We start from the raw sequence: 26,502 nt of genomic DNA, 5'->3' as shown, positions 1-26,502 counted from the left end.
CTGGCCGCCACTCAGTCCCCGATCTGCTTGAGTTTGCGGTACAGGGTGTTGCGGCTGATGCCCAGCCGCCGCGCCGCCTCCGAGAGGTTGCCGCCAGCCGCTTCGATCGCTCGGCGGATCGCCAGCAGGGAGAGTTCGCGCAGCTTGTCCGGCGCGGCGTCGGCCATCACCGTCCGCGGGCTTCGGAGCTCTGCCGCGAGGTCGTCGGGCAGGTGCTCCCAGTCGATCGTCTCCTCGCCTTCGTCGAGCAGGGCGCTTGCCGTGCGCAGGGCGTTCGCGAGTTGGCGCAGGTTGCCCGGCCAGGCATACGCGGCAAACGCACGTGCCACCGCGGGCGCCACCGACAGCGTGCGCCCGGGTGCCATCTCGCGCATGAGGCGGTCGATCAGCGCGGCGAAGTCGCTGCGCTCGCGCAGCGGCGGCAGGCTCAGGGTGAGGCCGTTCAGCCGGTAGTAGAGGTCGGCGCGGAAGCGGCCGGCCTCGACCTCGTCGCGCAGGCAGCGGTGGGTGGCGCAGATGAGTGCGAAATCCACCGCAACCGGCTTGCCGCCGCCGAGCGGCGTGACCTCGCGATCCTGCAGCGCCCGCAACAGTCGGCATTGCAGCGCGAGCGGCATGTCGCCGATCTCGTCGAGGAACAGAGTGCCGCCGTCGGCCTCGCGCAGGCGGCCGGGATTGCCGTCCTTGTGCGCGCCGGTGAAGGCGCCGGGGGCGTAGCCGAACAACTCGGCCTCGATCAGGTTCTCGGGCAGCGCCGCGCAATTGACCGCGACCAGCGGCGCCTGGCGGCGCGGGCCGCTGCGATGAATGGCCTGGGCCAGCAGTTCCTTGCCGGCGCCGGACTCGCCGTGGATCAGGACCGGAATCGCCTTGCCCGCCACCTTGCGCGCCTTCTCCAGGACTGCCTTCAAGCGGGCGTCGCCGGTGTCGAGGGCGGCGAGGGCATCCTGCGGCTCGCCCGGCCGCACGCACGCCGGCGCGGGAATGGAGGCCTTGCCAGCGTCGATCTGCACGAACAGCGGCTCGCCGCGCCGGGTGTTGACCCGCATGGGCTGCGGCCCGCGACGCCGGCCCCAGTCCGCCAGGTCTTCGAGGCGGGCGGCGAGCACCCAGGCGAGGGGCGTCGCCCCCAGGTCGGGCGTGTCGAGGCCTAGCATGGCCAGCGCCGCCTGGTTGGCGCCGATGATCCAGCCGTCCTCCGACAGCGCGAGCAGCCCCTCGGCGACGCTGCCGAGGCCCTCGGCCTGACGGTGCAGGTGCACCAGGGTGTCGCGCCGGTGGCGCCCACGGATCAGGCCGTTCTCGATCATGCGCGCGGCGGTGCGCACCAGGCCGTGCGTATGGGGGTGCTGGCTGCGGTGGTCGCCGGAGATGTCCAGCACCCCGAGCAGTCGTCCGCCCGGGTCGAGAATCGGCGCGGCGGCGCAGGTGAGGAAGCTGTTGCGCTCGAGGAAGTGTTCGGCGCCGTGGATCTCGACCGGCACCCTTTCCGCCAGCGCGGTGCCGATCGCGTTGGTGCCGCGCTGCTGCTCGTGCCAGGAGGCCCCGGCCGCCAGCGCCACCCGCTCGGCCTTGCCGAGAAAGTCCGCGTCGCCCATCGCGTGTACCAGCAGGCCGCGGTCGTCGGCGAGGATCACCATGCTGTGCGAGGCCTCGACCTGGGCGTAGAGGTATTCCATCACCGGCTGCGCGTGGGCGATGAAGTCCTGGTGGCGGTCGAGGGCGTGGCGCAGATGGCTGGCGGACAGGCGCTCGGCATCGAGGTTGCGGCCCACCGGACTGAGCCCTGCGTCCTGGCTGCGCGCCCAGGAACGCGCCAGCCTGGGATCGACCAGGCCGGCCGCAATCTCGCCCCGCTCGAGCAGCTGGCGACGCGCCTCGCGCAGCGCCGTATCCTCGACCCTCGGGTAGGGGTTCATCATCATGCCTCCTCCTTCGCCCCGGACTCTGGCGGCCGGATGCCGTGTGCGGCCGAGTATAGGCCCTCACGCCCGCCGGGCAAGGACTTCCCCGCGCGGCCGTCCAGGGTGTTCCGTTATGGCACAGGTGTCACGCTACGGGACGTTCCACGCCCTGCCACCGCCCGCCGCCCCACAATTAAAACTCCTTTTGCTTTCATAAGCATAGCTCCTTCTGCCGAACCTGGCACGGCTCTTGATAGGGAGAAACTGCCCTCCGCTCCGGAGGCCGCGGAAAGACGATCGAGACAAAGGAAGGAGACATCATGCTTTACGCCGCACCCGGCGCCCCCGGCGCCAAACACGAATACCGCAGCCGCTACGACAACTTCATCGGCGGCAAGTGGGTGGCCCCGATCGCGGGCGAATACTTCGACGTGATCACCCCGATCACCGGCAAGCCCTATACCCAGGCCGCCCGCTCCCGCGCCGCGGACGTCGAACTCGCGCTCGACGCCGCCCACGCCGCGGCCGAGCCATGGGGTCGCACCCCGGCCGCCGAGCGGGCCAACGCACTGCTCAGGATCGCCGACCGCATCGAGGCCAACCTCGAGCGGCTCGCCTACGTCGAGACGGTGGACAACGGCAAGGCCATCCGCGAAACGCTCAATGCGGACATTCCGCTGGCGGTGGACCACTTCCGCTACTTCGCGGGCTGCCTGCGGGCGCAGGAGGGGAGCCTCTCCGAAATCGACGAGCACACCGTCGCCTATCACTTCCACGAGCCGCTCGGCGTCGTCGGCCAGATCATCCCGTGGAACTTCCCCATCCTGATGGCCGCCTGGAAGCTCGCGCCCGCCCTGGCGGCCGGCAACTGCGTGGTGCTCAAGCCGGCCGAATCGACCCCGGTCAGCATCCTGGTGCTCGCCGAACTGATCGCCGACCTGCTGCCCGACGGCGTGCTCAACATCGTCAACGGCTACGGCGGCGAGGCCGGCATGCCGCTCGCCACCAGCCGGCGCATCGCCAAGATCGCGTTCACCGGCTCCACCGCCACCGGCCGCGTCATCGCCCAGGCCGCGGCGGAGAACCTGATCCCGGCCACGCTCGAACTCGGCGGCAAGTCGCCTAATATCTTCTTCGCTGACATCGCCGAGGCCGACGACGCGCTGCTCGACAAGGCGGTCGAAGGCGTGGTGCTGTTCGCCTTCAATCAGGGCGAGGTGTGCACCTGCCCATCGCGCGCGCTGATCCAGGAATCCATCTACGACCGCTTCATCGAGCGCGTCGTGGCGCGGGTGAAGGCGATCCGCCAGGGCAGCCCGCTCGACACGGAGACGATGATGGGTGCCCAGGCCTCGCAGCAGCAGATGGACAAGATCCTGTCCTACCTGGCGCTGGGCCAGGAGGAAGGCGCGCAGTGCCTGACGGGGGGCGACCGCGCCCGGCTGCGGGGCGAACTTGCGGACGGCTATTACATCCAGCCGACCCTTTTCAAGGGGCACAACCGGATGCGCATCTTCCAGGAGGAGATCTTCGGCCCGGTGCTCGGGGTGACCACCTTCCGCACCGAGGCCGAAGCCCTCCAGATCGCCAACGACACCCCCTACGGGCTCGGCGCCGGCGTGTGGACCCGCGACGGCGCGACTGCCTACCGCATGGGCCGCGCGATCAAGGCCGGCCGGGTGTGGACCAACTGCTACCACGCCTATCCGGCCCACGCCACCTTCGGCGGCTACAAGGAGTCGGGCATCGGCAGGGAGACCCACAAGATGATGCTCGACCACTACCAGCAGACCAAGAACCTGCTGGTCAGCTACAGCCCCCAGGCCCTCGGCTTCTTCTGACGCCCGGGTTCGCAATCCGACAAGAAACGCGCCGCCGCACGCACGGCGGCCATCCACACACAATCAGGAGAACTTCGATGAGCACCAATACCTTCTTCATCCCGTCCGAAAACATGATCGGCGCCGGTTGCCTCGCCGACGCGGTGAATGTCGTGCGCGGCAAGGGATTCCGTCGCGCGCTGGTCGTCACCGACAAGCCGCTCAACCGCCTCGGCGTGGTCGACCACGTCGTCGGCCTGCTGCACGAGGCCGGCATCGAGGCCAGCGTCTTCGACGGTACGAAGCCGAACCCGACGATCGGCAACGTCGAGGAGGGCCTGGCCATGCTGCAGGCCGACCACTGCGACTTCGTCATCTCGCTCGGGGGCGGCTCGCCCCACGACTGCGCCAAGGGCATCGCCCTGTGCGCGACCAACGGCGGGCGCATCGCCGACTACGAAGGCGTCGATCGCTCGGCCCAGCCGCAGCTGCCGCTGGTCGCGATCAACACCACGGCCGGGACCGCGAGCGAGATGACCCGCTTCTGCATCATCACCGACGAGGCACGCCACGTGAAAATGGCGATCGTGGATCGCCACGTCACGCCGGTCCTTTCGGTGAATGACGCCGCGCTGATGGCGGGGATGCCGAAGGGGCTGACCGCGGCGACCGGCATGGATGCGCTGACGCATGCGGTGGAGGCCTACGTGTCGACCGCGGCGACGCCGATCACCGACGCCTGCGCGATCAAGGCGATCGAGCTGATCGCCGACAACCTGCGCCAGGCTGTCGCCGACGGCGCGGACATGCAGGCGCGCGAGCAGATGGCGTACGCGCAGTTCCTCGCCGGGATGGCGTTCAACAATGCCTCCCTGGGCTACGTCCATGCAATGGCGCACCAGCTCGGCGGCTACTACGACCTCCCCCACGGCGTCTGCAACGCGGTGCTGTTGCCCCATGTGCAGGCCTTCAATGCCGACGTGGCGGCCCCGCGCCTGGCGGACGTCGCCCGTGCGCTCCGCGTCGATACCCGCGGCATGGACCCAGCGACGGCGGCGCAGGCCGCGATCGCCGCCATCCGGCGGCTCAGCGCGGACGTGGACATCCCGCCCAACCTGAGCGCCCTGGGCGCGCGTCGCGAGGACATCCCGGCGCTGGCGGCCAATGCGATGAAGGACGCCTGCGGCGTGACCAACCCGAGGCCGGCGGAGCAGGCCGAGGTCGAGGCGATCTTCGCCGCCGCGATGTAGGCGAGGCGCGACGGGAGGCGCATGCCCCCCCTCCGCAACCGGGATGGCCCCTCGGGTGCCATCCCGGTTTTTTTTCGAGCGCGCCCGAAGAGGCGTGCGCCGCGTCGCTCAGACCGCCAGATGGCGCCAGATCGCGTTCAGCATCGCTCCGCCCATGCGCTTGCTGCGCGCGCCGTTCCAGCCGTTGTGGCCGTCGGGGAGGTTGGCGTTGTCCGTGAACGGCATCTCCAGGGTCAGCGACACGCAGCCGAAGCGGTGCGCCACCCATTTGCTCGCCAGGCCGAGCAGCTCCTCGCCGAAGCGGCCCGGCTGGTAGCCGTGCTCGCGCTGGAAGTCCGGGCTGGCGGCGGCGAAGGCGTCGATGAACACCGCCTGGCGGGCGGCGGCCTCGGGGCTGAAGCCGGGCACCTCCTCCGCGGTGGAGAAGAACACGTAGGGCAGCGCCTCGTCGCCGTGGATGTCGAGGAAGAGCCCGCAGCCGGTGCGTTCCATCTCCTCGCGCACGAGGAACACCTCGGGGCTCGCCGCCGGGTCGGGCGCGCGCCATTCACGGTTCAGGTTGCGGCCGGCGGCATTGGTGCGCAGGTTGCCGCGCACCGCGCCGTCCGGATTCATGTTCGGCACGATGTAGAGCACCGCGTGCTCGCGCACCCTGCGCGCGATCGGGTCGGCGCCGTCGAGCAGGCGCTCGAGCAGGCCCTCGACGAACCACTCCGCCATCGTCTCGCCCGGGTGCTGGCGGGCGATGATCCATACCGGCGCGCGCTCGGGCGTTGGGCGGCCCACCACCACGAGGTCGAGATCGCGCCCCTCGACGGTGGCGCCGAGGTTGAGCACCCTGGCGAAGGGGGACATCTCCGCGCGGCACAGCAGGTCGAGATGGCGCTCGTGCGAATAGGGCTCGAAGTAGGCGTAGAAGATCGAATCGCGCTCGGGCGTGTGCTCGACGATCAGGCGGCCGTCCTCGTAGCGGGTGCCCGAGACGCGGAACCAGTTCTGGCGGTCGTAGGAAGCGACGCAGCGGTAGCCCGGCCAGCCGTCGGCATAGGCGGCCTCGGCGGCGTTCTCGAACACCATGCGCAGCGGCTTGCCGCCCGCGCCGAGCACGCGGAAATGGAACCATTGGCGGAACTCGGCGGCGTTGTCCGCACGCAGGCGCAGGCGGATGTCCTGGGGGTCGGCGAGGCTCACCACCTCGATCGCGCCGGAGTCGAAAGTCGCGCTGATCCTCACCGCGTCAGCCCTCGCGACGGCGGAACACGAGGCGGTCGGCCTCCGATGCCTCGGGCGCGAAGGCGTAGCCCTCGCCGTCGAAGGCCTTGAGCCCCTCCACCGCGTCGATCCGGTTGCGGATGACGAAGCGGCTCATCAGGCCGCGTGCGCGCTTGGCGTAGAAGCTGATGATCTTGTAGCGGCCGCCGCGCCAGTCCTCGAAGGCCGCGCTGACCAGGCGGCCGGCGAGCTTCTTCGGCTTCACCGACTTGAAGTACTCGTCCGAGGCGAGGTTGAGCAGCACCGGTTCGCGCCCCGCCGCGTCCTCGCGCGCGAGCAGCGCGTTGAGCGCCTCGGTGATGCGCTCGCCCCAGAACGCGTAGAGGTTCTTCCCGCGCGGGTTGGCGAGCCGGGTGCCCATCTCCAGGCGGTAGGGCTGCATCAGGTCGAGCGGGCGCAGCACGCCGTAGAGGCCCGACAGGATGCGCAGGTGGTCCTGCGCCCAGGCGAGCTCGTCCTCGCTCAGGCTGGGGGCGCCCAGCCCCTCGTAGACGTCGCCGTCGAAGGCGAGCAGCGCCTGTTTCGCGTTCGCCGGGCTGAAGTGGCGCGACCAGCTCTCGTAGCGCGTCGCGTTCAGGGTGGCGAGCGCATCGGACAGCGACATCAGCTCGGCGATCTCGGCAGGACTCTTCTCGCGCAAGACCGCGATCAACTCGCCGGCGTGGTCGAGGAAATCGGGCTGGGTGTGCAGCGCGGTGGTCGGCGGCGTCTCGTAGTCGAGCGCCTTCGCCGGCGAAATGACGATGATCATGAAGGGTGGCACCAGGACGAAAACCCGCCGATGGTAGCAAACCCCGCGCCGCGGCGGTCGCCCTCGCCCGCCACCCCGCCGCACTGCCGCTCAGAGCACCTCGAGCAGGCGCGCGGAGAGCTCGTCGGCGCGCTTGCGGCCGATGCGGCTCTCGCTGATCGCGCGCAGCCACTCGTCGTACATCGCGTGCAGATCCTCGCGCGCGCTGCTGGCGTGGATGCGCTTGACGAGGTCGAGCTTGCCGTAGGGGCCGTTGAAGGTGCGCAGGGTATTCATCATGAAATCGCGCGCGAGCTCGACGTTGCCGCCGCCGGGAGGCGCCTGCGTCACCGGGGGCTGGGCCGCAGCGGACGAGCGTGCGGGCGCGAGTGGCGCGGCGGGCGCCTGCAGGGACGAACGCGCCGCCACAGCGCCGGCGCCCGCCGCCTTCTCCCCTCCGGCACGCGCGATGAAGCCCCGCTCGACGAGCATGCTCAGCCGGGCTTCGAGTTCGGCGTCGCCGCTGAGGCGGGCGAGCTCCTCGGTCGGGCGCTCGCCATCGATCAGGATCAGCAGGCGGCGCGCGCGCAGGCCGAGCGCATGGGTGCGGTGGTCGAGTTCTTCCTGCCCCCGCGGGGTCTTCATGTAGATCGACATCGGTTCCTCTCCTCCTTGTCTGGCGGCTCTTCATGGCCGTCCGCCAGCATCCCGGGAGGGGGAATCCGCTGTCAATCAGTCGTCATGGGGTGGGCGTGACGTTTGCCACGCTGCGCGCTGGCGGGCCTGCTCGAACAGGCAGACCGCTGCCGCGGCGCCGACGTTGAGCGACTCGATGCCGGGCGCCATCGGGATCAGCACGCGGAGCTCGGCGGCGGCCAGCAGCGCCGGTGACAGCCCCTGTCCCTCGGCGCCGAACAGCCAGGCCACCGGGCGGTCGAGATCGGTGTCGTAGAGCACGCGCGCGCCGGTGCCGAGCGCGGTGGCGATCTTCGGACCGGGGAAGCCAGCCAGACGGGCGAGCGCGTCCGCGTGCTCGTGAATGCGCAGCACGAAGTGCGCCCCCATGCCGGCGCGCAGCACGCGCGGCGACCAGGCCTGGGCGCAGCCTTCGGTGAGCAGCGCGTCGTGCACGCCGGCGGCGGCCGCGGTGCGCAGGATGGTGCCGAGGTTGCCCGGGTCCTGCACGCCGTCGAGCACCACCACGCTGTCCTCCAGCGCGCGCGCCGGCGGCGCGGCGGGAAGCTCGATGACGGCGAGCACGCCCGAGGGCGCATCGACCGGGCTGACGTGGGCGAACAGCGCATCGGGCAGGACGACGCGCGGCAGCGCAACGGGCGCGCGCGCGAGCAGGGCAACGATCTCCGCGCGCGCCGCCCCGCCCTCGGAGGCCACCAGCTGCTTCAGCGGCCAGCCGGCGTCGAGCGCGGCGGCGAGCAGATGGGCGCCGTCGAGCAGGGTCTCGCCGTGCTTGCGTCGCTCACGCGCGGAAGTGGCGAGCGCGCGCAGGCGCTTGACCAGCGGGTTGTCGCGCGAGCTGATCGGCTTCATCGCGGCTGCCGCGTCACCGGCCTTCGAGCATGCGCCGCACCGGCGCGAAGCTGCGGCGATGGAAGTCGGTGACGCCATGCTCGCGGAGCGCGGCGAGATGGGCCGCGGTGGGATAGCCCTTGTGTGCCGCCAGGCCGTACTGCGGGTGGGCGCGGTCGAGCACGCGCATCGCCTCGTCGCGCACCGTCTTGGCGAGGATGGAGGCGGCCGAGATCGAAGGTTCGGTGGCGTCGCCCTGCACGATCGCGCGCGCCGGATAGGGCAGCGCCGGGCAGCGATTGCCATCGATCCGCACCTCGGCGGGCGCGAGGTCGAGCGCCACCACCGCGCGCTGCATCGCCAGCATGGTCGCGTGCAGGATGTTGAGACGGTCGATCTCCTCGACGCTCGCCTCGGCCACCGCCCACGCCAGCGCGCGCTCGCGGATCAGCGGCGCGAGCCGCTCGCGCGCGCGCTCGCTGAGCTTCTTGGAGTCGGCCAGGCCGTCGATCGGCCGCGCCGGGTCGAGGATCACCGCGGCGGCGACCACCGGTCCGCACAGCGGCCCGCGACCCGCCTCGTCGACGCCGCAGATCAGCAGCGCGCCGGCGAGCGGGGCCGGCGCGAACAGGTCGCCGGGGTCGCCGGTCATGCGGGTGCGCCCTTCAGGTAGGGCAGGATCGCCGCCGCCGCCTTCTCCGCGGTGTCCTGGCGCAGGCTGAGGTGCAGCTCGGTGAAGCGGCGCTCGAGCGTGGCACGGCCGGGTGCGTCGTCCAGCCACTTCTCGAGCGCGGTCGACAGGCGGTCGGGCGTCGCCTCGTCCTGCAGCAGCTCGGGCACCACGGTCTCGCCGCACAGGATGTTGGGCAGGCCGACCCAGGGCAGGTAGGCGAGCCGCTTCATCAGGCGGTACTGCCACTTGCCGATACGGTAGCTGATCACCATCGGCCGCTTGAGCAGCGCGGCCTCGAGGCTGGCGGTGCCGCTCGCCACCAGCACCACGTCGGCCGCGGTCATCGCCTCCACCGAATGGCCGAACACCACCCGCAGCGGCAAGTCGCGCGCGCCGTTGCGCCGCAGCGCCTCGTCGAACAGGGCGCGCGTCTCGCCGGTCGCGAGCGGCACCACGAAGCGCGTCTGCGGCCGGCGCGCGTTGATCGCCACCGCGGTGGCGATGAAGGTGTCGGCGAGGTTGCGCACCTCGGACTGGCGGCTGCCGGGCAGCATCGCCACCACCTCGCCCTCGGCCGGCAGCTCGAGCAGCGCGCGGGCGGCGGTGCGATCGGGTTCGAGCGGGAAGACGTCGGCGAGCGGGTGGCCGACGTAGCTCACCGGCACGCCGGCCTTCTCGTAGATCTCGGGCTCGAAGGGGAACAGGCACAGCATGTGGCTCACCGAGCGCGCGATCCCCTTGAGCCGCCCGCCGCGCCAGGCCCAGATCGAGGGGCTGACGAAGTGGATCGCGGGGATGCCGGCGCGCTTCGCCTTGCCTTCCAGCCAGAGGTTGAAGTCGGGCGCGTCCACCCCGATGAAGGCCGCGGGTCGTGCGTCGAGGATGTCGCCCAGCAGGCGCCTGCGGATGCCCGACAGCTCACGGTAGCGCTTGAGCGCGTCGACATAGCCGTGCACCGCGAGCAGCTCGCTCGGCCAGCGGGCGTCGAAACCCTCGGCCTGCATTTTCGGGCCGCCGATGCCGAAGAACTCGGCGTCGGGCAGGTGGCGGCGCAGCGCGCGGATCAGGTGGCTGGCGAGCAGGTCGCCCGAGGTCTCCCCGGCGACCATCGCGATACGGACCGCCATCGCGTCAGCGGACGAGGCCGCGACCGCTGTCCGCGATGAACCCGGCGAAGAGGGCGAGTTCGGGCTGTTGCCTGGCCATCTCATCGATCTGCGCGCGCGCCTCGGCAAGGGTGAGGCCGGAACGGTAGAGCGTCCGGTAGGCGCGCTTGATCGAGGCGATCGCCTCCGCCGAATAACCGCGCCGCTTCAGACCCTCGCTGTTGATGCCGTGCGGCTTGGCAGGGTTGCCCGAGACGGTGACGAAGGGCGGCAGGTCCTGGAGCAGCACGGTGCCCACGCCGCAGAAGCTGTGCGCGCCGACGCGCACGAACTGGTGCACGCCGGTGAAGCCGCCGAGGATCGCCCAGTCGCCCACCTGCACATGGCCGGCCAGAGTGGCGTTGTTGGCGAAGATGACGTTGTCGCCGACCACGCAGTCGTGCGCCACGTGCACATAGGCCATCACCCAGTTGTCGTTGCCGACACGGGTGACGTGGGCGTCCTGGCTGGTACCGACGTTGAACGAGCAGAACTCGCGGATCGTGTTGCGGTCGCCGATCTCGAGCCGGGTCGGCTCGGCGTCGTACTTCTTGTCCTGCGGCTGGGCGCCGATCGAGCAGAACTGGAAGATCTCGTTGTCGCGGCCGATGCGGGTGTGGCCCTCGATGACGACGTGGGGGCCGATGCGGGTGCCCTCGCCGATCTCGACGTGCTCGCCGATGAGCGAATACGCGCCGACGCTGACGCCCTCGGCGAGCCGCGCCCCCGGATGGATGATCGCGGTCGGATGGATCATGACAACGTCTTGACCGCGCACATCAGCTCGCCCTCGGTCGCGATCTGGCCATCGACGCGCGCGACCCCCTTGTACTTGTAGATGTTGCGCTTGGCCTGGGTGATCTCGAGCTCCATCATCAGCTGGTCGCCCGGCACCACCGGCCGCTTGAAGCGCACGTTGTCGATGCCGGCGAAGTACACCACCGAGTTCTCGTCGGGCTTCACGCCGCTGCTCTTGAACGACAGCAGCGCGGCCGCCTGCGCCATCGCCTCGATGATCAGCACGCCGGGCATGACCGGATGATGCGGGAAGTGACCGGGGAAGAAAGGTTCGTTCATCGTCACGTTCTTCAGCGCCACCACGCGCTTGCCCTCCTCCATCTCGACCACCCGGTCGACCAGCAGGAAGGGATAGCGATGCGGGAGATACTGGAGGATTTCGTTGATGTCCATGATGACCTTCATTCGGCCTTGTCGTTGTCAGCGAGCTTCTGCTCGAGGGCGCGCACCCGGCTCGCGAGGGTGTCGAGGTGGCGCAGGTGGGAGAAATTCCTGACCCAGTCGCCGTGCTTCTGCAGGGGCAGGTTGCTGGTATACACGCCAGGCTTCGGGATCGACTTCGGCACCAGGGTCCATGCCGACACCACGACGTCGTCGGCGACCGTGAGATGGCCGCTGATGCCGGCCTGGCCGCCGATCAGGCAGCGAGCGCCGATCTTCGCGCTGCCGGCCACGCCGGCGCAGCCCGCCATCGCGGTATGGTCGCCGATCTGCACGTTGTGCGCGATCTGGATCAGGTTGTCGAGCTTGACGCCGTCGCCGATCACGGTGTCGCCGAGCGCGCCGCGGTCGATCGTGGTGTTGGCGCCGATCTCGACCTCGTCGCCGATCACCACCCGGCCGACTTGCGGGATCTTCGTCCAGCTGCCGTCCTTGTGGCGGGCGAAGCCGAAGCCGTCGGCGCCGATGACGACGCCGGCGTGGAACAGGCAGTCGCTGCCGATCACGCAGTCGTGGTAGATCGTCACCCGCGGCCCGAGCCGGGTGCGTTCGCCGATGCGGGTGCCGGCGCCGACATGGCTGCCGGGACCGATGACGACGTGCTCGCCGAGCACGACGCCGGCCTCGACCGTGGCCCCCGGGCCGATCTGCACCGAGGCCGGCACCTCGCATTCGACGGTGGCCGAACGGTGCACGCCCGGAACGACCGCCGGCGGCGGGTTGAACAGGCTGGCGACGCGGGCGAAGTACAGATAGGGTTCGTCGACGATGATCGCGGCGCGGTCGGCGGCATGCTCGCGCGCGGCCGGCGCCAGGATCAGCGCCGAGGCGCGACAGTCCTTGAGCAGGGACTGGTACTTGGGATTGGCGAGGAAGGCGATCTCGCCCTCCCCGGCGCTTTCGAGCGGAGCGACGCGCGCGACGCGCGTCGCCGGATCGCCGTGCAGTTCGCCGCCGAGGCGGGCGACGATGTCATCGAGCCGCCACATGATGCGCGACCCGCCGGCTTACTTGACGTCCGACAAGGCCTTGATGACCTTGTCGGTGATATCGATCGACGGGCTCGCGTACACCGCCTCCTGGAAGATGATGTCGTACTTCTCGGCCTCGGCGATCTGCTTGACCGTGCGGTTGGCCTTGTCCAGTACCGAGGCGAGCTCCTCGTTGCGGCGCTGGTTGAGGTCCTCGCGGAACTCGCGCTGCTTGCGCTGGAAGTCGCGGTTGAGGTCGGTCAGCGCCCGCTCCTTGCCGCGGCGCTCGCTCTCGGCCATGGTCGCGCCGTTGCGCTCGAGCTCTTCCTGCAGGCCCTTGAGATCCTTGGCCATGCGCTGCAGTTCCTGGTCACGCTTGGCGAATTCCTTTTCCAGCCGCTCCTGGGCGCGCAGCGCCGGCGCGGCCTCGCGCATCAGGCGGTCCGAATTGACGAAGCCGATCCGGCTTTCCGCCGCGGCGAACTGGGCCACGCTCATGAGGGCGACCGCGATCACGGAGAGGGTGCTGAATTTCACTTGAACCTCCAACAAAGGTCACGCTCCCGGGCGTGATCAGAACACACTGCCGAGCTGGAACTGGAAGCGTTCGTCCTGGTCCTGGTCCTTTTTGTTCAGCGGGTAGCCGAGGCTGAACTTGAGCGGGCCGATCGGCGAACCCCAGGAGAAGGCCAGGCCCGTACTGTAGCGCAGGTCGTCGGCGCGGACGTCCTCGTCCTCGTCCCACACGTAGCCGGCGTCGAGGAAGGCCGACACGCGGAAGCTGCGGTCCATCCCGGCGCCCGGCAGCGGGAAGAAGAACTCGGCGTTGCCGACGATCTTGCGCGTGCCGCCGAGCGCGTCGCCGTCGTCGTCGCGCTGATTGCCGAGCGAACTCTGCTCGTAGCCACGCACCGAACCGATGCCGCCGACGTAGAAGTTCTTGTAGAAGGGCACCGGCTTGTCGCCGTAACCCTTCGCATAGCCGGCCTCGCCGTTTAGCATCAGCGCGTAGTCACGGCCGATCGGGAACCAGTGCTGGTACTGGTAGCTCAGTTTGCCGTAGCGCAGGTCGCCTGGCGCCACCGCCAGCTCGCCGAACACCCGCTGATAGACGCCCTTGCGCGGGTAGAGGAAGCTGTCGCGGCTGTCGCGCGACCAGCCGGCGGTCAGCATCACGCTGTCGACCGTGACCTCGCCGATGCCGTAGTTCGGATCGTTGGGGTCGCTGCTGCCGCCGCTGCAGCCGAAGTCGACGCAGAAGTCCTTGTACTTGCGGTCGCTGTCGCTGTAGGTCGTGACCTCGGTGCGATCCACCGACAGACCGAAGTTGATGCTGTCGTCCTCGGCGATCGGGTAGCCGAGGCGCAGGCCGGCGCCGGTCGATACCGTCTTGTAGGGCGACACCGAGTAGCTCTCGGACGGATCGTAGGTGCGGTGATACAGGTCCCAGCCGAGACTCAAGCCGTCGACCGTATAGTAGGGGTTGGTAAAGGACAGCGCCGCGGTGCGGCTCGCCTCACTGGTATTGAGCTGCAGGGTCAGGGCGTTGCCGCTGCCGAACAGGTTCTGCTGCGAAATCGCCGCCGACAGCACGATGTTCTCCGAGCTGGAGAAGCCGGCGCCGAGCATCAGGTTGCCGGTCGGGCGTTCCTTCACCGCGAAGTTCACGTCGACCTGGTCGGTGGTGCCGCCCACCGGCGGAGTCTCGACGGTGACGTCCTCGAAGTGGCCGAGGCGGTCGATGCGGTCGCGCGAGCGGTTGATCGCCGCCGAATCGTACCAGCCGCCTTCCATCTGGCGCATCTCGCGTCGAACCACCTCGTCACGGGTCTTGGTGTTGCCGCCGATATTGATCCGGCGCACGTACACCCGGCGGCCGGGGTCGACGAAGATGGTGAACGCGACCTCGCGCTTCTCCTTGTCGACTTCGGGCGCGGCGTTGACGTTGGCGAAGGCGTAGCCCTCGTTGCCGAGCCGGTCGGTGATCGCCTTGGTGGTTTCGGTGAGCCTGATGCGCGAGAAGGTCTCGCCCGGGCGGATCTGGGTCAGCGCCTGGTACTCCGACTCGGGCAGCACCAGGTCGCCGGTGAAGCGCACCCCGGTCACGGTGTACTGCTCGCCCTCGGTGATGTTCACCGTGATGTAGATGTCGCGCTTGTCGGGGGTGATCGACACCTGGGTGGAGTCGATATTGAAGTCGAGATAGCCGCGGTCGAGGTAGAAGGAGCGCAGGCTCTCGAGGTCGGCCGACAGCTTCTGGCGCGAGTACTGGTCGTTCTTGGTGTACCAGGTGAGCCAGCCGGGCGTGCGCAGCTGCATCAGTTCGATCAGCTCGTCTTCCTCGAAGGCCTTCGCGCCGACGATGTTGATCTGGCGGATCTTGGCGACACCGCCCTCTTCCACCGCGAAGTTGATGCCGACGCGGTTGCGCTCGAGCGGCGTCACCGTGGTGGTCACGGTGGCGGCGTACTTGCCGCGCGACAGGTACTGGCGCTTGAGCTCCTGCTCGGCGCGCTCGAGCAGTGCGCGGTCGAAGATGCGCGATTCGGCCAGGCCCACTTCGCGCAGGCCCGCCTTCAGCGCATCCTTGTCGAACTCCTTGACGCCGTCGAAGTCGATCTGGGCGATCGCCGGCCGCTCGTCCACGACGACGACGATCACCTCGTCCTCGACCTCGATCGCCACGTCGCTGAAGAAGCCGGTCGCGAACAGCGCCCGGATCGCATCCGCGGCCTGCCCCTCGTCAAAGCGCTCGCCCACCCGCACCGGCAGGTAGTTGAACACCGTGCCCGCTTCGGTGCGCTGGATCCCCTCGACACGGATATCCTTGACGGTGAAGGGCTCGAACGCGAATGCCGGGGCAGCGGCGAAGAGGGCAAGGAGCAGCCCGGGCAGAAGCTTGCGATTCATTCAGGTATTCAGCCGGAGATGAGGCGATTGATGTCGTTGTAGAAGGCGAAGGTCATCAGGATGATGAGGAGGGCCAGACCGATGCGCTGGCCGAGCTCCATGACCCGCTCGGGGAGCGGTCCGCCCTTTATGATTTCGGCCGTATAGTACATTAAATGCCCGCCATCCAGCACCGGGATGGGGAGCAGGTTCAGCACCCCCAGGCTGATGCTGATGAGAGCGACGAACTTCAGATAATGGTCGAGGCCGAGCTTCGCCGTCTGCCCTGCGTAGTCGGCGATCGTCACCGGGCCGGAGACGTTCTTCCACGACACTTCACCGGTGATCATGCGGCCAATCATGCGCAGGCTGAGCACGCTCGTGTCCCAGGTCTGCACCACGGCCTTCACCCCGGCCTCGAGCGGACCGTAGCTGACGCGCGCGAACATCGGCACGCCGCCCGGCGCCGGCTCGGCGACGCCGACCCCGATGCGGCCGATCGTCTCGCCCTTCTCCTGCGCCGCCTCGGGCAGCACGGCGAATTCCATCCGCGCGCCTTCGCGCATCACCTCGAAGCGCAGCTCCCGCCCGGGCGCCTCGCGCACCCGCTCGACCAGCGCCAACCATTGCGCGACCGGCTCGCCGTCGATCGCGACCACGCGGTCGCCCTCGCGCAGCCCGGCGCGCGCGGCCGGCCCGTCGGCGAGCAGGCGTGCCAGCACCGGCGGGATCTCGGGCCGCCACGGCCGCAGACCGATGCGCGCGATCAGGTCCTCGTTGCCGTCGTCGATGGCGATGCCGCTGAGGTCGAGCGTGCGCGTCGTCCGCACCTCCTCCAGGGTGCGCACGTCGAGCACCGGCCGGGCGCCGTCGAGCGCACGGCGCAGCAGCTCCCAGCGCAGCTCCTGCCAGCTGCGCACCGGGTCGCCGTCGATGGCGGTCACCAGGTCGCCGTCGCGCAGGCCCGCAGCGGCGGCGATCGAGGGCGGCTGGACGAGCGCGACGCGCGGCTGCAGCTCCTCGGTGCCGGCGGCGAACAGGCCCCAGTAGAGCGCGATCGCGAGCAGGAAGTTGGCGATCGGCCCGGCGGCGACGATCGCGAAGCGACGATAGACGCTCTGCTGGTTGAAGGCGCGATGGACTTCGGCGGGGGCCACCGGCGCCTCGCGTTCGTCGAGCATCCTGACGTAGCCGCCGAGCGGAAAGGCCGCCAGCGCCCATTCGGTCTGGTCGGCGCCGGCGCGACGCACCAGCAGCGGCTTGCCGAACCCGATCGAGAAGCGCAGCACCTTCACGCCGCACCAGCGCGCGACGAGGTAGTGCCCGAGCTCGTGCACCAGAATCAGCAGTCCGAGGGCGAGGACGAAGGGGACGAGGTAGCTCAGCAGGTTCATCGGGCGGTCTGTCTCTTGCGGATTTCTTCTCGGGCGAGGTCGCGCCCGCGCGCATCGGCGGCCAGCACCGCGTCGAGCGTGTCGACCGCGAGCGCGCCCGCCCGTTCCAGGCTGGCGGCGATCACCTCGGCGATCCGCATGAAACCGATCCGCCCCGCGAGGAAGGCGGCCACCGCCTCCTCGTTGGCGGCGTTGAGCACCGCGGCCGCGCCGCCGCCGGCGCGCAGGGCCTGGTAGGCGAGCGCGAGGCAGGGAAAACGGCGGAAGTCGGGGCGTTCGAATTCGAGGCGACCGATCTCGAACAGGTCGAGCGGGCGCACCCCGGCGTCGATCCGTTCCGGCCAGGCGAGTGCGTGCGCGATCGGCGTGCGCATGTCGGGGTTGCCGAGCTGGGCGAGCACCGAACCATCCACATAGTCGACCATCGAATGGATCACGCTCTGCGGATGGACGACGACCTCGATCTGGTCCGCCGAGGCACCGAACAGCCAGTGCGCCTCGATCACCTCGAGGCCCTTGTTCATCATCGTCGCCGAGTCGACCGAGATCTTGCGGCCCATGACCCAGTTCGGATGCGCGCAGGCCTGCTCCGGCGTGACCGCCTCGAGCGCCGCCACCGGCGTGGCGCGAAACGGCCCGCCCGAGGCGGTGAGCAGCACGCGGCGCACTCCACTCGCGCCCGGACGGCGGTCGTAGGCCGCCGGCAGGGACTGGAACACCGCGTTGTGCTCACTGTCGATCGGCAGCAGGCGGGCACCGCTGTCGGCGACCGCGTCGAGCAGCAGCTGGCCCGACAGCACCAGCGCCTCCTTGTTCGCCAGCAGCAGCTTCTTGCCCGCACGCGCCGCGGCCAGCGTCGGCCGCAGGCCGGCGGCGCCCACGATCGCCGCCATCACCGCGTCGACCTCGGGATGGGCGGCCACCGTTTCCAGTGCCTCGGCGCCGGCGAGCACGTCGGTGCCGCAGCCGGCGACGCGCAGCCGCGCCTGCAAGCGCTCGGCCTCGGCCGCGTCGCCGAGCACCGCGTAACGCGGCAGATGAGCGAGGCACTGCTCGTACAGCTTGTCGGCCTGGCGTTGTGCGCTCAGGGCGAAGACCTCGAAGCGCGCCGGATGGCGAGCAACCACGTCGAGCGTGCTGCAGCCGATCGAGCCGGTCGCGCCGAGCACGGTGATGCGCTGGATTCTGGGTTCTGCCATGGGGAAGGAAATCAGGGGACGAGCGCCAGTGCGGCGAGGGCGGCGAGCGGCAAGGTCGAGGTCAGGCTGTCGATGCGGTCGAGGATGCCGCCGTGGCCGGGCAGGATGCTGCCGCTATCCTTCATGCCCGCCTGGCGCTTGAGCAGTGATTCGAAAAGGTCGCCGATGATGCTCACCGCGGCATAGGCGACGAGCAAGGGCGCGAGACCCGGCCAGTCGGCGCGCAGCGGCAGCGCGAGACCGCCCTGCAGCGCGACCGCGTAGCCGAACACGAGCACGCCGATGCCGGCGCCGATCGCCCCCTCCCAGGTCTTGCCCGGGCTGATCGTCGGCGCGAGCTTGCGGCGACCGAAGGCGCGCCCGGCGAAATAGGCGGAAATGTCGGCCACCCACACCACGGCCATCACCGCGAGCAGGGTCCACGGCCCGAGCAGGCGCAGATGGGCGAGTGCGAGCGCCGGCGGCAGCAGGACGACGAGGCCGACGACGAGTGCGAGCACGGGATTGCCGAGACGCCACTTGCGCGACAACCAGGCGGGCACCGCCAGCAGCCAGAACGCGGCGCTGAGGCCGTAGAGCAGGAACAGGGGCGCCTTCGCCACAAGCACGCCGTCGCCCAGACCGACCGCCTGGCCGACGATCAGGCAGGCCGCGCCGAGGGCGAGCGCGAAGCCGGTGCGAAGGCCGCGGCCGAACCCGGCGAGCGCGCCCCACTCCCAGCCCGCGCCGGCCGCGACCGCGGCGCACAGTAGCAGCCAACCGCCCGCAGGCAACAGGAACAGCGCCGACAGCAGCCCGACGAGCAGGACGATCGCGGTGATGACCCGGGTCTTAAGCATTGCGCTGCGCGCCGTCGGCGCCCTGCTGCAATTGCTCGCTGGTGCGACCGAAACGGCGCTCGCGCCCCTTGTAGGAGCCGATCGCGTGATCGAGCGCGGCCAGGTTGAAGTCCGGCCACAGGGTGTCGGTGAAGTACAGCTCCGTGTAGGCGAGCTGCCACAACATGAAATTGCTGATCCGCTTCTCGCCGCCGGTGCGAATGAAGAGGTCGGGCTCGGGCGCGAAGCTCATCGACAGGTTCGCGGCGAGTTCCTCCTCGGTCACCGGCGCGGTGCGCCCGGGCTCGTTCGCGAGAACCCGGTTCATCGCGTTGAGGATGTCCCAGCGGCCGCCGTAGTTGGCGGCGATCGTGAGGTTGAACCGGTTGTGCCCGGCGGTCAGCGCCTCGCCCTCGCGCACCATCGAGACGATGCGCTCGTCGAAGGCCGACAGGTCGCCGACGACGCGGAAGCGGATCGCGTTGTCGTGGAGCCGGCCGACCTCCTTCTGCAGCGCCTTCAGGAAGAGCTGCATCAGGAAGGACACCTCGTCCTGCGGCCGGCGCCAGTTCTCGGAACTGAAGGCGAACACGGTGAGGTATTCGACGCCGCGCTCCATGCAGCCGCGCACCACGGTGCGCAGCGCCTCGACACCGCGGCTGTGGCCGGCGACCCGCGGCATGAAGCGCTTGCGCGCCCAGCGTCCGTTGCCATCCATGATGATGGCGATGTGGCGGGGCACGGCGGACGCCTCGGGGATACCCCGGGTGGAACTGCTGAAAACGGTTTCAGGCATTTTCCGTCACCTCGTGCGTCCGCAATGGGAACAGACGATCCGGACGGATCAAATCTGCATCAGCTCTTGTTCTTTCTGCTCGAGGAGCTTGTCGATCTCGATCACGTGCCGGTCGGTCAGCTTCTGGATCTGCTCCTCGGCGCGACGCTCGTCGTCCTCGGAGATGGTCTTATCCTTGACCGCCTCCTTGAGCTGCGCGTTGGCGTCGCGACGGATGTTGCGCACCGCGATCTTGGCCGCCTCGCCTTCGTGGCGGACGACCTTGGTGAGATCGCGCCGGCGCTCTTCGGTGAGCATCGGCATCGGCACGCGGATCAGCTCGCCCATCGACGCCGGGTTGAGGCCGAGGTCGGAGTCGCGAATCGCGCGCTCGACCTTGCCGACCATGTTCTTTTCCCAAGGCTGCACGCCGATCGTGCGGGCATCGATCAGGGTCACGTTGGCGACCTGATTGACCGGCACCATCGAGCCGTAGTAATCGACCTGGATATGATCGAGCAGGCCGGTGTGGGCGCGACCGGTGCGCACCTTGGCGAGGTCGGTCCTGAGGGCCTCGACCGACTTGCCCATCTTCTGATCGACGGTCTTGATGAGTTCGGGAATCATGCGGGTCCTCGCTATGGATCAGGAATGGACCAGCGTGCCTTCGTCCTCGCCCATCACCACGCGCTTGAGCGCGCCGGGCTTGAAGATCGAGAACACGTTGATCGGCAGCTTCTGGTCGCGGCAGAGCGCGAACGCGGTGGCGTCCAGCACCGCCAGATTGCGCCCGATCGCCTCGTCGAAGCTGATGCGATGATAGCGCTGGGCGTCCGGATCCTTGTGCGGATCGGCGGTATACACGCCATCGACCTTGGTCGCCTTGAGCACGATCTGGGCGCCGATCTCGGCGCCGCGCAGCGCCGCGGCGGTGTCCGTGGTGAAGAAGGGGTTGCCGGTGCCGGCAGCGAAGATCACCACCCTGCCCTCCTCGAGCTGGCGGATCGCGCGGCCGCGCACGTACGGCTCGACCACCTGGTCGATGCGCAGCGCGGACTGCACCCGCGCTGGCACGTCGAGGCGGCGCATCGCGTCGGCGAGCGCCATCGCGTTCATCACCGTCGCGAGCATGCCCATGTAGTCGGCAGTGGCGCGGTCCATGCCGGACGCGGCGCCCTTCATGCCACGGAAGATGTTGCCGCCGCCGATCACCACACCGACCTGCACGCCGAGGCGCACGACCTCCGCGATCTCGGCGACGATGCGGCTGACGACCTCCTCGTTGATGCCGTAGGCATCATCGCCCATGAGGGCCTCGCCCGAGAGCTTGAGCAGGATGCGCTTGTAGGCGGCGACAGTCATCGCGTAACTCCTTACTTCTGCGCGGCGGCGGCCTGCTGGGCGGCCACTTCGGCGGCGAAATCGGACACCTTCTTCTCGATGCCTTCGCCCACCACGTAAAGGACGAAACTGGCGACCGAGGCGCCCTTCGCCTTCAGCAGCTGCTCGATCGTCTGCTTGCCGTCCTCGGCCTTGACGAAGACCTGGCCGAGCAGCGTCACTTCCTTGAGGAACTTCTGCACCGTACCTTCGGCGATCTTGTCGAGCATGGCTTCCGGCTTGCCGGCCTCGCGCGCCTTCTCGATCGCGATGCGGCGCTCGGCGTCGATCAGCTCCTGGTTCACGCCCGAGGCGTCGAGCGACTTCGGCTTGGAGGCGGCGATGTGCATCGCCAGATCGCGTGCGAGCTGCTCGTCGCCGCCGACCAGGTCGACCAGCACGCCGATCTTGGCGCCGGCATGCACATAGCTCGCGACCAGGCCCTTGGCCTCGATGCGGGTGAAGCGACGGATGCTCAGGTTCTCGCCGATCTTGCCCACCAGCGCGGTGCGGAAGGCCTCGACGGTCTGGCCGTCGAGCTCGAGCGCGGACAGGGCCTCGACGTCGGCCGGGTTCTTCGCGGCGACCAGTTCGGCCAGGCGGGCGGCGAGCGAAATGAAGTCGTCGTTCTTGGCGACGAAGTCGGTCTCGCAGTTGAGCTCGACCATCGCGGCAAGCTTGCCGTCGTCGGCCAGCCAGGTGCCGACGATGCCTTCGGCGGTGACGCGGGCGGCCGCCTTGGAGGCCTTGTTGCCGAGCTTGACGCGCAGGAGTTCCTCGGCCTTGGCCATGTCGCCATCGGCTTCGGTCAGCGCCTTCTTGCACTCCATCATCGGCGCGTCGGTCTTCTCGCGCAGTTCCTTGACCATGCTTGCGGTAATTGCCGCCATGCTAGCTCCTGAATGTTTGGGCGTTGCACACGGCGAACCTGCGGCCCACCGCGCAAAAACTGTGGCCCGCAGCGGCCGCGGCATCGCGCGGACCGCGGGCGGGCCGGGCGTGAATCAGGCTTCCTGCTGCGCGCCTGTGTCGCCTTCGTTGACCTCGACGAACTCGTCGGCGCCGGCGGCGACGATTTCCTGCAGGGCCAGGTTGCGGCCTTCGAGCACGGCGTCGGCCATGCCGCGGGCGTAGAGGCGGATGGCGCGCGAGGAGTCGTCGTTACCCGGGATGATGTAGTCGATGCCTTCGGGCGAGTGGTTGGTGTCGACCACCGCCACGACCGGGATACCGAGCTTCTTGGCTTCGGTGACGGCGATCTTGTGGTAGCCGACGTCGATCACGAACAGCGCGTCGGGCAGACCGCCCATGTCCTTGATACCGCCGATCGACTTCTGCAGCTTTTCCATCTCGCGGGTCACGGTCAGCGCCTCACGCTTGGGCAGGCGCTCGATCGAGCCGTCCTCCACCATCGCCTCGAGCTCTTTCAGGCGCTTGATCGACTGCTTGACCGTCTTGAAGTTGGTCAGCATGCCACCGAGCCAGCGCTCGTCCACATAGGGCATCGCGGCGCGCTGGCCTTCCTCGGCGATGATCTCGCGGGCCTGGCGCTTGGTGCTGACGAACAGGATGCTGCCGCGGTTGGCGGCCAGCTTGCGCACGAAGTCGCTCGCTTCGCGGTACTTCTGCATCGTCTTCTCGAGGTTGACGATGTGGATCTTGTTGCGGTGGCCGAAGATGTAGGGGGCCATGCGCGGGTTCCAGAAACGGGTCTGGTGGCCGAAATGGACGCCCGCTTCGAGCATCTGACGCATCGTGACAGTCATGCTTTTACTCCAGATTTCAAGGGTTTGACCTCCGCCCTGCAGCGTGACGAAAGCGCGCCGGCAGCCGCCGGAAAACGAACGCTCCGCCACACCAGCCGCCACGCAGGCCTTGCCTGCGCCACGGACCCCGATCCTGCCGGGCGTGTGGATTTTGCCTGCGGTAGCAGACAAGCCCGCGATGTTAGCACGCGCGAATGACGCGACTCAAGACGCGCGGCAAAAACCGGTTTGCCGGCAGGGACCTGGAAGCGCTACCCTTACAGGCTTCGAAGCCAGCCCCAGCCCTGAAAGAATGTCAATCAGCATCAAGACCCCGGAAGAAGTCGAGAAAATGCGCGTGGCCTGCCGCCTGGCCGCCGAGGTGCTCGACTACATCGATCCCTTCGTCAAGCCGGGCGTCACCACCGGCGAACTCGACCGCCTGTGTCACGAGTACATGGTCGATGTGCAGAACACCGTCCCCGCGCCGCTGAACTACGCGCCGCCGGGCTACACCCCCTTCCCCAAGTCGATCTGCACCTCGATCAACCACGTCGTCTGCCACGGCATCCCCGGCGACAAGGCGCTGAAGAAGGGCGATATCATCAACCTCGACATCACCGTGATCGCCGACGGCTTCTACGGCGACACCAGCCGCACCTTCATCGTCGGCGGCGAGAGCAGCATCCTCGCCAAGCGCCTCACCCATGTCACCTACGAGTGCATGTGGCTCGGAATCGCCGCGGTGCGCCCGGGCGGCCACCTCGGCGATATCGGCGCGGTGATCCAGAAGCACGCCGAAGGCAGCGGCTTCTCGGTGGTGCGCGAGTTCTGCGGCCACGGCATCGGACGCAACTTCCACGAGGACCCGCAGGTGCTTCACTACGGCAAGGCCGGCACCGGCGCCGAGCTCAAGCCCGGCATGATCTTCACCATCGAGCCGATGATCAACGCCGGCCGTGCCGCGATCTCCGCGCTCGCCGACGGCTGGACCATCGTCACCAAGGACCGCAGCCTGTCGGCGCAGTGGGAGCACACGGTGCTCGTCACCGACAGCGGCGTCGAGGTGCTCACGCTGTCCGACAAGGCGCCCGCCCCGCCCGCGATCGTCGCCAGCCAGTTCGCCTGACTCCTTCCCGCCCGCCGGAGGCCGACCATGCTCGATGCCGCCACCGCCGCCCTGCAGGACACGATCGCCGCCGCGCGCGCCCGCCTGCAGGCAGGCACGGCGGCCTTGCGCGCCGAATACGAGGCCGAGCCGCGTAGCGCCCGCCTGCTGCAGGGTCGCGCGAAGCTGGTGGACGAGGCGATCGTCGGCCTTTGGCAGGCGTGCGGAATCCCCGCCGGGCTCGCCCTGGTAGCGGTCGGCGGCTATGGGCGCGGCGAGCTCTATCCCTGCTCCGACGTAGACCTGCTGGTGCTGCTGCCCGATGCGCCCGATGCCACGCTGTGCGGCCGGCTCGAGCGGCTGGTGGGCGCGCTGTGGGACATCGGCCTCGAGATCGGCCATTCGGTGCGCACGGTGGACGAGTGCGCGGACCTCGCCGCCAACGACATCACGATTCAGACCGCATTGCTGGAGGCGCGCCGGCTCGCCGGTAACCTGTCGCTGTTCGACGAGTTCGTCGCCCGCCTGGACGCAGCGCTCGACGTGCGCGTGTTCTACAAGGCCAAGCAGCTCGAGCAGGAACAGCGCTACCTGCGCTTTCACGACACGCCTTACGCGCTCGAGCCCAACTGCAAGGAGAGCCCCGGCGGTCTGCGCGACCTGCAGCTGCTGGGCTGGATCTCGCGCGCCGCAGGGCTGGGGCGCAACTGGCGCGAGCTCGCGCGTAACCGCATGATCACCGGCAAGGAGGCGAGCGAGCTGCGCAGCGTCGAGCGCTTCCTCCAGCACGTGCGCATCCGCCTGCACTACCTCACCGGTCGCGCCGAGGACCGCCTGCTGTTCGACCATCAGGAAAAACTCGCCTCGATCATGGGCATCGGCCCGAGCGGCGGCAAGCGCGCCTCCGAGGTGTTCATGCAGCGCTACTACGTCACCGCCAAGGTGGTGACCCAGCTCAGCACGGTGCTGCTGCAGAACTACGGCTCGGTGATCTTTCCCGACCGCGGCGCGGCGATCGTCATCAACGCGCGCTTCCAGGTGGTGCGCAACCTGCTCGACATCCGCCACGAGGACGTCTTCGCGCGCCACCCGTCGGCGATGCTCGAGTGCTTCCTGATCATGGGCCAGCGCTCCGAGCTCAAGGGCCTCACCGCGCGCAGCCTGCGTGCGCTCTGGCTCAACCGCACCCGTGTCAACGCCGCGTTCCGCAAGGACCCGGTCAACCGCGAGACCTTCCTCGACATCCTGCGCATGCGCCGCGGCGTACTCCACGCCTTCCGCCGCATGAACGACTACGGCATCCTGTCGCGCTACCTGCCGCCGTGGCGACGCATCGTCGGTCAGATGCAGCACGACCTGTTCCATGTGTACACGGTCGATCAGCACATCCTGATGGTGCTGCGCAACCTGCGCCGCTTCAACATGGGGCAGCACGCGCACGAGTACCCGATGATGACCCGGCTGATGCTCGGCTTCGAGCGCAACTGGCTGCTCTACGTCGCCGCCCTCTTCCACGACATCGCCAAGGGCCGCGGCGGCGATCACTCGCGGCTCGGCATGGTCGACGCGCGCGAGTTCTGCAACGTGCACCGGCTCGACGCGGAAGACGCCGCGCTCGTGGTGTGGCTGGTGGAGCAACACCTGACGATGTCGCAGGTGGCGCAGAAGGAGGACACCGCCGACCCCGAGGTGATCGCGCGCTTCGCCCGCCTGGTCGGCAGCGAGCGCCGCCTCATCGCGCTCTATCTGCTCAGCCATGCGGACATCCGCGGCACCAGCCCGACGGTGTGGAACGGCTGGAAGGCGAAGCTGCTCGAAGACCTGTTCCTCGCCACCCAGCGCCTGCTGCGCGGCGCCACGCCGCAACAGGCGCTCGGCCTGGACGACCGCATCGAGGACAGCCGCCGCCTGCTGCGCTTCCATGGCCTGCGTCCCGGCGTCGAGGACGAACTCTGGTCGCAGCTCGACACCGCCTACTTCATGCGCCACTCGCCGGAGGAAATCGCCTGGCACACCCGCCTGCTCTACCACCGCGCCGCGCCCGCCACGGCGGTGGTCAAGGCACGCGTCGCCGAGGACGAGACCGGCGTGCAGGTGATGGTCTATGTGCACGACCGGAAGGACCTCTTCGTTCACCTGACCGGCTTCTTCGGCCGGCTCGGCTTCAACATCCTCGACGCCAAGATTCACACTACCCGCCACGGCTTCGCGCTCGACAGCTTCATGCTGCAGGACCCGGGCAACGAATCCGCCTACCGCAACGTGGTGTCGCTGATCGAGCATGAGCTCGCCGAGCACCTGGTCGGCGACAAGCCCCCCGAGCGCCCGGCGCGCGGTCGCGTTTCGCGCCAGGTACGGCATTTTCCGATGACGCCCGAGGTCAGCATCGAGCCCGACGAAACCGGCCGCTACCACCTGCTCTCGCTCACCGCCGCCGACCGCCCCGGGCTGCTGTTCGACACCGCCGAGGTCCTCGCCCGCCACGGCATCCGCCTGCACATGGCGAAGATCACCACCTTGGGCGAACGCGCCGAGGACAGCTTCCTCATCACCGGCGCCGAACTCGCCAGCGAACCCGCGGTGTTGCGCATCGAACGCGAGCTGCTCGAGAAGCTGCAGGTCTAGTCAGCGTTCGCCGCAGGCCTGTAGGCGCCCTGCCCCCA

The 26,502-nt window shown here is 69.1% G+C and carries 24 protein-coding genes; 4 read left to right on the top strand and 20 right to left on the bottom strand.

Annotated elements, in window-relative coordinates; genetic code table 11:
* Positions 1-11: 11 nt before the first annotated feature.
* The gene (locus BB334_RS04090) at positions 12-1,925 is read right to left on the bottom strand and encodes a sigma-54-dependent Fis family transcriptional regulator (protein WP_232756646.1); all 1,914 of its coding nucleotides are present in this window, start codon (positions 1,923-1,925) and stop codon (positions 12-14) included.
* Positions 1,926-2,224: 299 nt separating this feature from the next.
* Between BB334_RS04090 and exaC the strand changes: the two genes are divergently transcribed.
* Entirely contained in the window at positions 2,225-3,745 is a 1,521-nt protein-coding gene (exaC, locus tag BB334_RS04085; RefSeq protein WP_068804691.1) for an acetaldehyde dehydrogenase ExaC, read from the top strand.
* A gap of 77 nt (positions 3,746-3,822) precedes the next feature.
* Complete coding sequence (yiaY, locus tag BB334_RS04080; RefSeq protein ID WP_068804688.1) at positions 3,823-4,974, top strand: L-threonine dehydrogenase; 1,152 nt, start codon at positions 3,823-3,825, stop codon at positions 4,972-4,974.
* A gap of 108 nt (positions 4,975-5,082) precedes the next feature.
* Here the strand turns inward: yiaY and BB334_RS04075 are convergent, their stop codons facing one another.
* The 19 genes from BB334_RS04075 to rpsB form a co-directional block, all read right to left on the bottom strand.
* Complete coding sequence (locus tag BB334_RS04075) at positions 5,083-6,207, bottom strand: M14 family metallopeptidase (RefSeq protein WP_068804686.1); 1,125 nt, start codon at positions 6,205-6,207, stop codon at positions 5,083-5,085.
* A 4-nt stretch (positions 6,208-6,211) separates the two neighbouring features.
* The gene (yaaA, locus tag BB334_RS04070) at positions 6,212-6,997 is read right to left on the bottom strand and encodes a peroxide stress protein YaaA (protein WP_068804684.1); all 786 of its coding nucleotides are present in this window, start codon (positions 6,995-6,997) and stop codon (positions 6,212-6,214) included.
* A gap of 90 nt (positions 6,998-7,087) precedes the next feature.
* Positions 7,088-7,633: a hypothetical protein gene (locus BB334_RS04065; RefSeq protein ID WP_068804682.1), complete on the bottom strand. Its 546-nt coding sequence runs from the start codon at positions 7,631-7,633 to the stop codon at positions 7,088-7,090.
* Positions 7,634-7,708: 75 nt separating this feature from the next.
* Positions 7,709-8,524: a TrmH family RNA methyltransferase gene (locus tag BB334_RS04060; protein WP_068804679.1), complete on the bottom strand. Its 816-nt coding sequence runs from the start codon at positions 8,522-8,524 to the stop codon at positions 7,709-7,711.
* Positions 8,525-8,537: 13 nt separating this feature from the next.
* On the bottom strand, positions 8,538-9,155 hold the full coding sequence (rnhB, locus tag BB334_RS04055; protein WP_068804677.1) for a ribonuclease HII: 618 nt from the start codon (positions 9,153-9,155) through the stop codon (positions 8,538-8,540).
* Positions 9,152-10,303: a lipid-A-disaccharide synthase gene (lpxB, locus tag BB334_RS04050; RefSeq protein ID WP_068804675.1), complete on the bottom strand. Its 1,152-nt coding sequence runs from the start codon at positions 10,301-10,303 to the stop codon at positions 9,152-9,154. The genes rnhB and lpxB overlap by 4 nt, the downstream gene beginning before the upstream one ends.
* A 4-nt stretch (positions 10,304-10,307) precedes the next feature.
* Entirely contained in the window at positions 10,308-11,078 is a 771-nt protein-coding gene (gene lpxA / locus BB334_RS04045) for an acyl-ACP--UDP-N-acetylglucosamine O-acyltransferase (RefSeq protein WP_068804672.1), read from the bottom strand.
* Positions 11,075-11,512, bottom strand: coding sequence for a 3-hydroxyacyl-ACP dehydratase FabZ (gene fabZ / locus BB334_RS04040; RefSeq protein WP_068806085.1), 438 nt, complete (start codon positions 11,510-11,512; stop codon positions 11,075-11,077). The genes lpxA and fabZ overlap by 4 nt, the downstream gene beginning before the upstream one ends.
* Before the next feature lie 8 nt (positions 11,513-11,520).
* Entirely contained in the window at positions 11,521-12,549 is a 1,029-nt protein-coding gene (gene lpxD, locus BB334_RS04035; RefSeq protein ID WP_068804669.1) for a UDP-3-O-(3-hydroxymyristoyl)glucosamine N-acyltransferase, read from the bottom strand.
* A gap of 18 nt (positions 12,550-12,567) precedes the next feature.
* Positions 12,568-13,068 carry an OmpH family outer membrane protein gene (locus tag BB334_RS04030; RefSeq protein ID WP_068804666.1) on the bottom strand — a complete coding sequence of 167 codons (501 nt, stop codon included), beginning with the start codon at positions 13,066-13,068 and terminating at the stop codon, positions 12,568-12,570.
* Between the two features lie 36 nt (positions 13,069-13,104).
* A complete protein-coding gene (bamA, locus tag BB334_RS04025; RefSeq protein ID WP_068804664.1) occupies positions 13,105-15,441 on the bottom strand; it encodes an outer membrane protein assembly factor BamA in 2,337 nt (778 codons plus the stop codon).
* A gap of 8 nt (positions 15,442-15,449) precedes the next feature.
* Entirely contained in the window at positions 15,450-16,814 is a 1,365-nt protein-coding gene (gene rseP / locus BB334_RS04020) for an RIP metalloprotease RseP (protein WP_068804661.1), read from the bottom strand.
* Positions 16,811-18,013: a 1-deoxy-D-xylulose-5-phosphate reductoisomerase gene (gene ispC / locus BB334_RS04015; RefSeq protein WP_068804658.1), complete on the bottom strand. Its 1,203-nt coding sequence runs from the start codon at positions 18,011-18,013 to the stop codon at positions 16,811-16,813. Before ispC ends, rseP begins: the two co-directional genes overlap by 4 nt.
* A gap of 11 nt (positions 18,014-18,024) precedes the next feature.
* Complete coding sequence (locus BB334_RS04010) at positions 18,025-18,852, bottom strand: phosphatidate cytidylyltransferase (RefSeq protein WP_068804655.1); 828 nt, start codon at positions 18,850-18,852, stop codon at positions 18,025-18,027.
* Complete coding sequence (gene uppS, locus BB334_RS04005; protein WP_068804652.1) at positions 18,845-19,627, bottom strand: polyprenyl diphosphate synthase; 783 nt, start codon at positions 19,625-19,627, stop codon at positions 18,845-18,847. Before uppS ends, BB334_RS04010 begins: the two co-directional genes overlap by 8 nt.
* Positions 19,628-19,675: 48 nt before the next feature.
* Complete coding sequence (frr, locus tag BB334_RS04000; protein WP_068804649.1) at positions 19,676-20,233, bottom strand: ribosome recycling factor; 558 nt, start codon at positions 20,231-20,233, stop codon at positions 19,676-19,678.
* A gap of 18 nt (positions 20,234-20,251) precedes the next feature.
* Positions 20,252-20,968, bottom strand: coding sequence for a UMP kinase (gene pyrH / locus BB334_RS03995; protein WP_068804646.1), 717 nt, complete (start codon positions 20,966-20,968; stop codon positions 20,252-20,254).
* Between the two features lie 11 nt (positions 20,969-20,979).
* Positions 20,980-21,876 (bottom strand): translation elongation factor Ts, encoded by an 897-nt coding sequence (tsf, locus tag BB334_RS03990; protein WP_068804643.1) that lies wholly within the window; start codon positions 21,874-21,876, stop codon positions 20,980-20,982.
* Between the two features lie 114 nt (positions 21,877-21,990).
* Positions 21,991-22,752, bottom strand: a complete 762-nt coding sequence (gene rpsB / locus BB334_RS03985) for a 30S ribosomal protein S2 (protein WP_068804640.1) — start codon at positions 22,750-22,752, stop codon at positions 21,991-21,993.
* Positions 22,753-23,044: 292 nt separating this feature from the next.
* Between rpsB and map the strand changes: the two genes are divergently transcribed.
* Entirely contained in the window at positions 23,045-23,860 is an 816-nt protein-coding gene (gene map / locus BB334_RS03980) for a type I methionyl aminopeptidase (protein WP_068804637.1), read from the top strand.
* Positions 23,861-23,887: 27 nt separating this feature from the next.
* Positions 23,888-26,464, top strand: coding sequence for a [protein-PII] uridylyltransferase (locus BB334_RS03975; protein ID WP_068804634.1), 2,577 nt, complete (start codon positions 23,888-23,890; stop codon positions 26,462-26,464).
* The last annotated feature ends 38 nt before the right edge of the window (positions 26,465-26,502 follow it).

This window comes from Thauera phenolivorans (genome assembly GCF_001696715.1).
In the GTDB taxonomy this organism is placed as follows: domain Bacteria; phylum Pseudomonadota; class Gammaproteobacteria; order Burkholderiales; family Rhodocyclaceae; genus Thauera; species Thauera phenolivorans.
The sequence above is the reverse complement of the archived record's forward strand: the minus strand, read 5'-3'. Positions and strand labels throughout refer to the sequence as shown.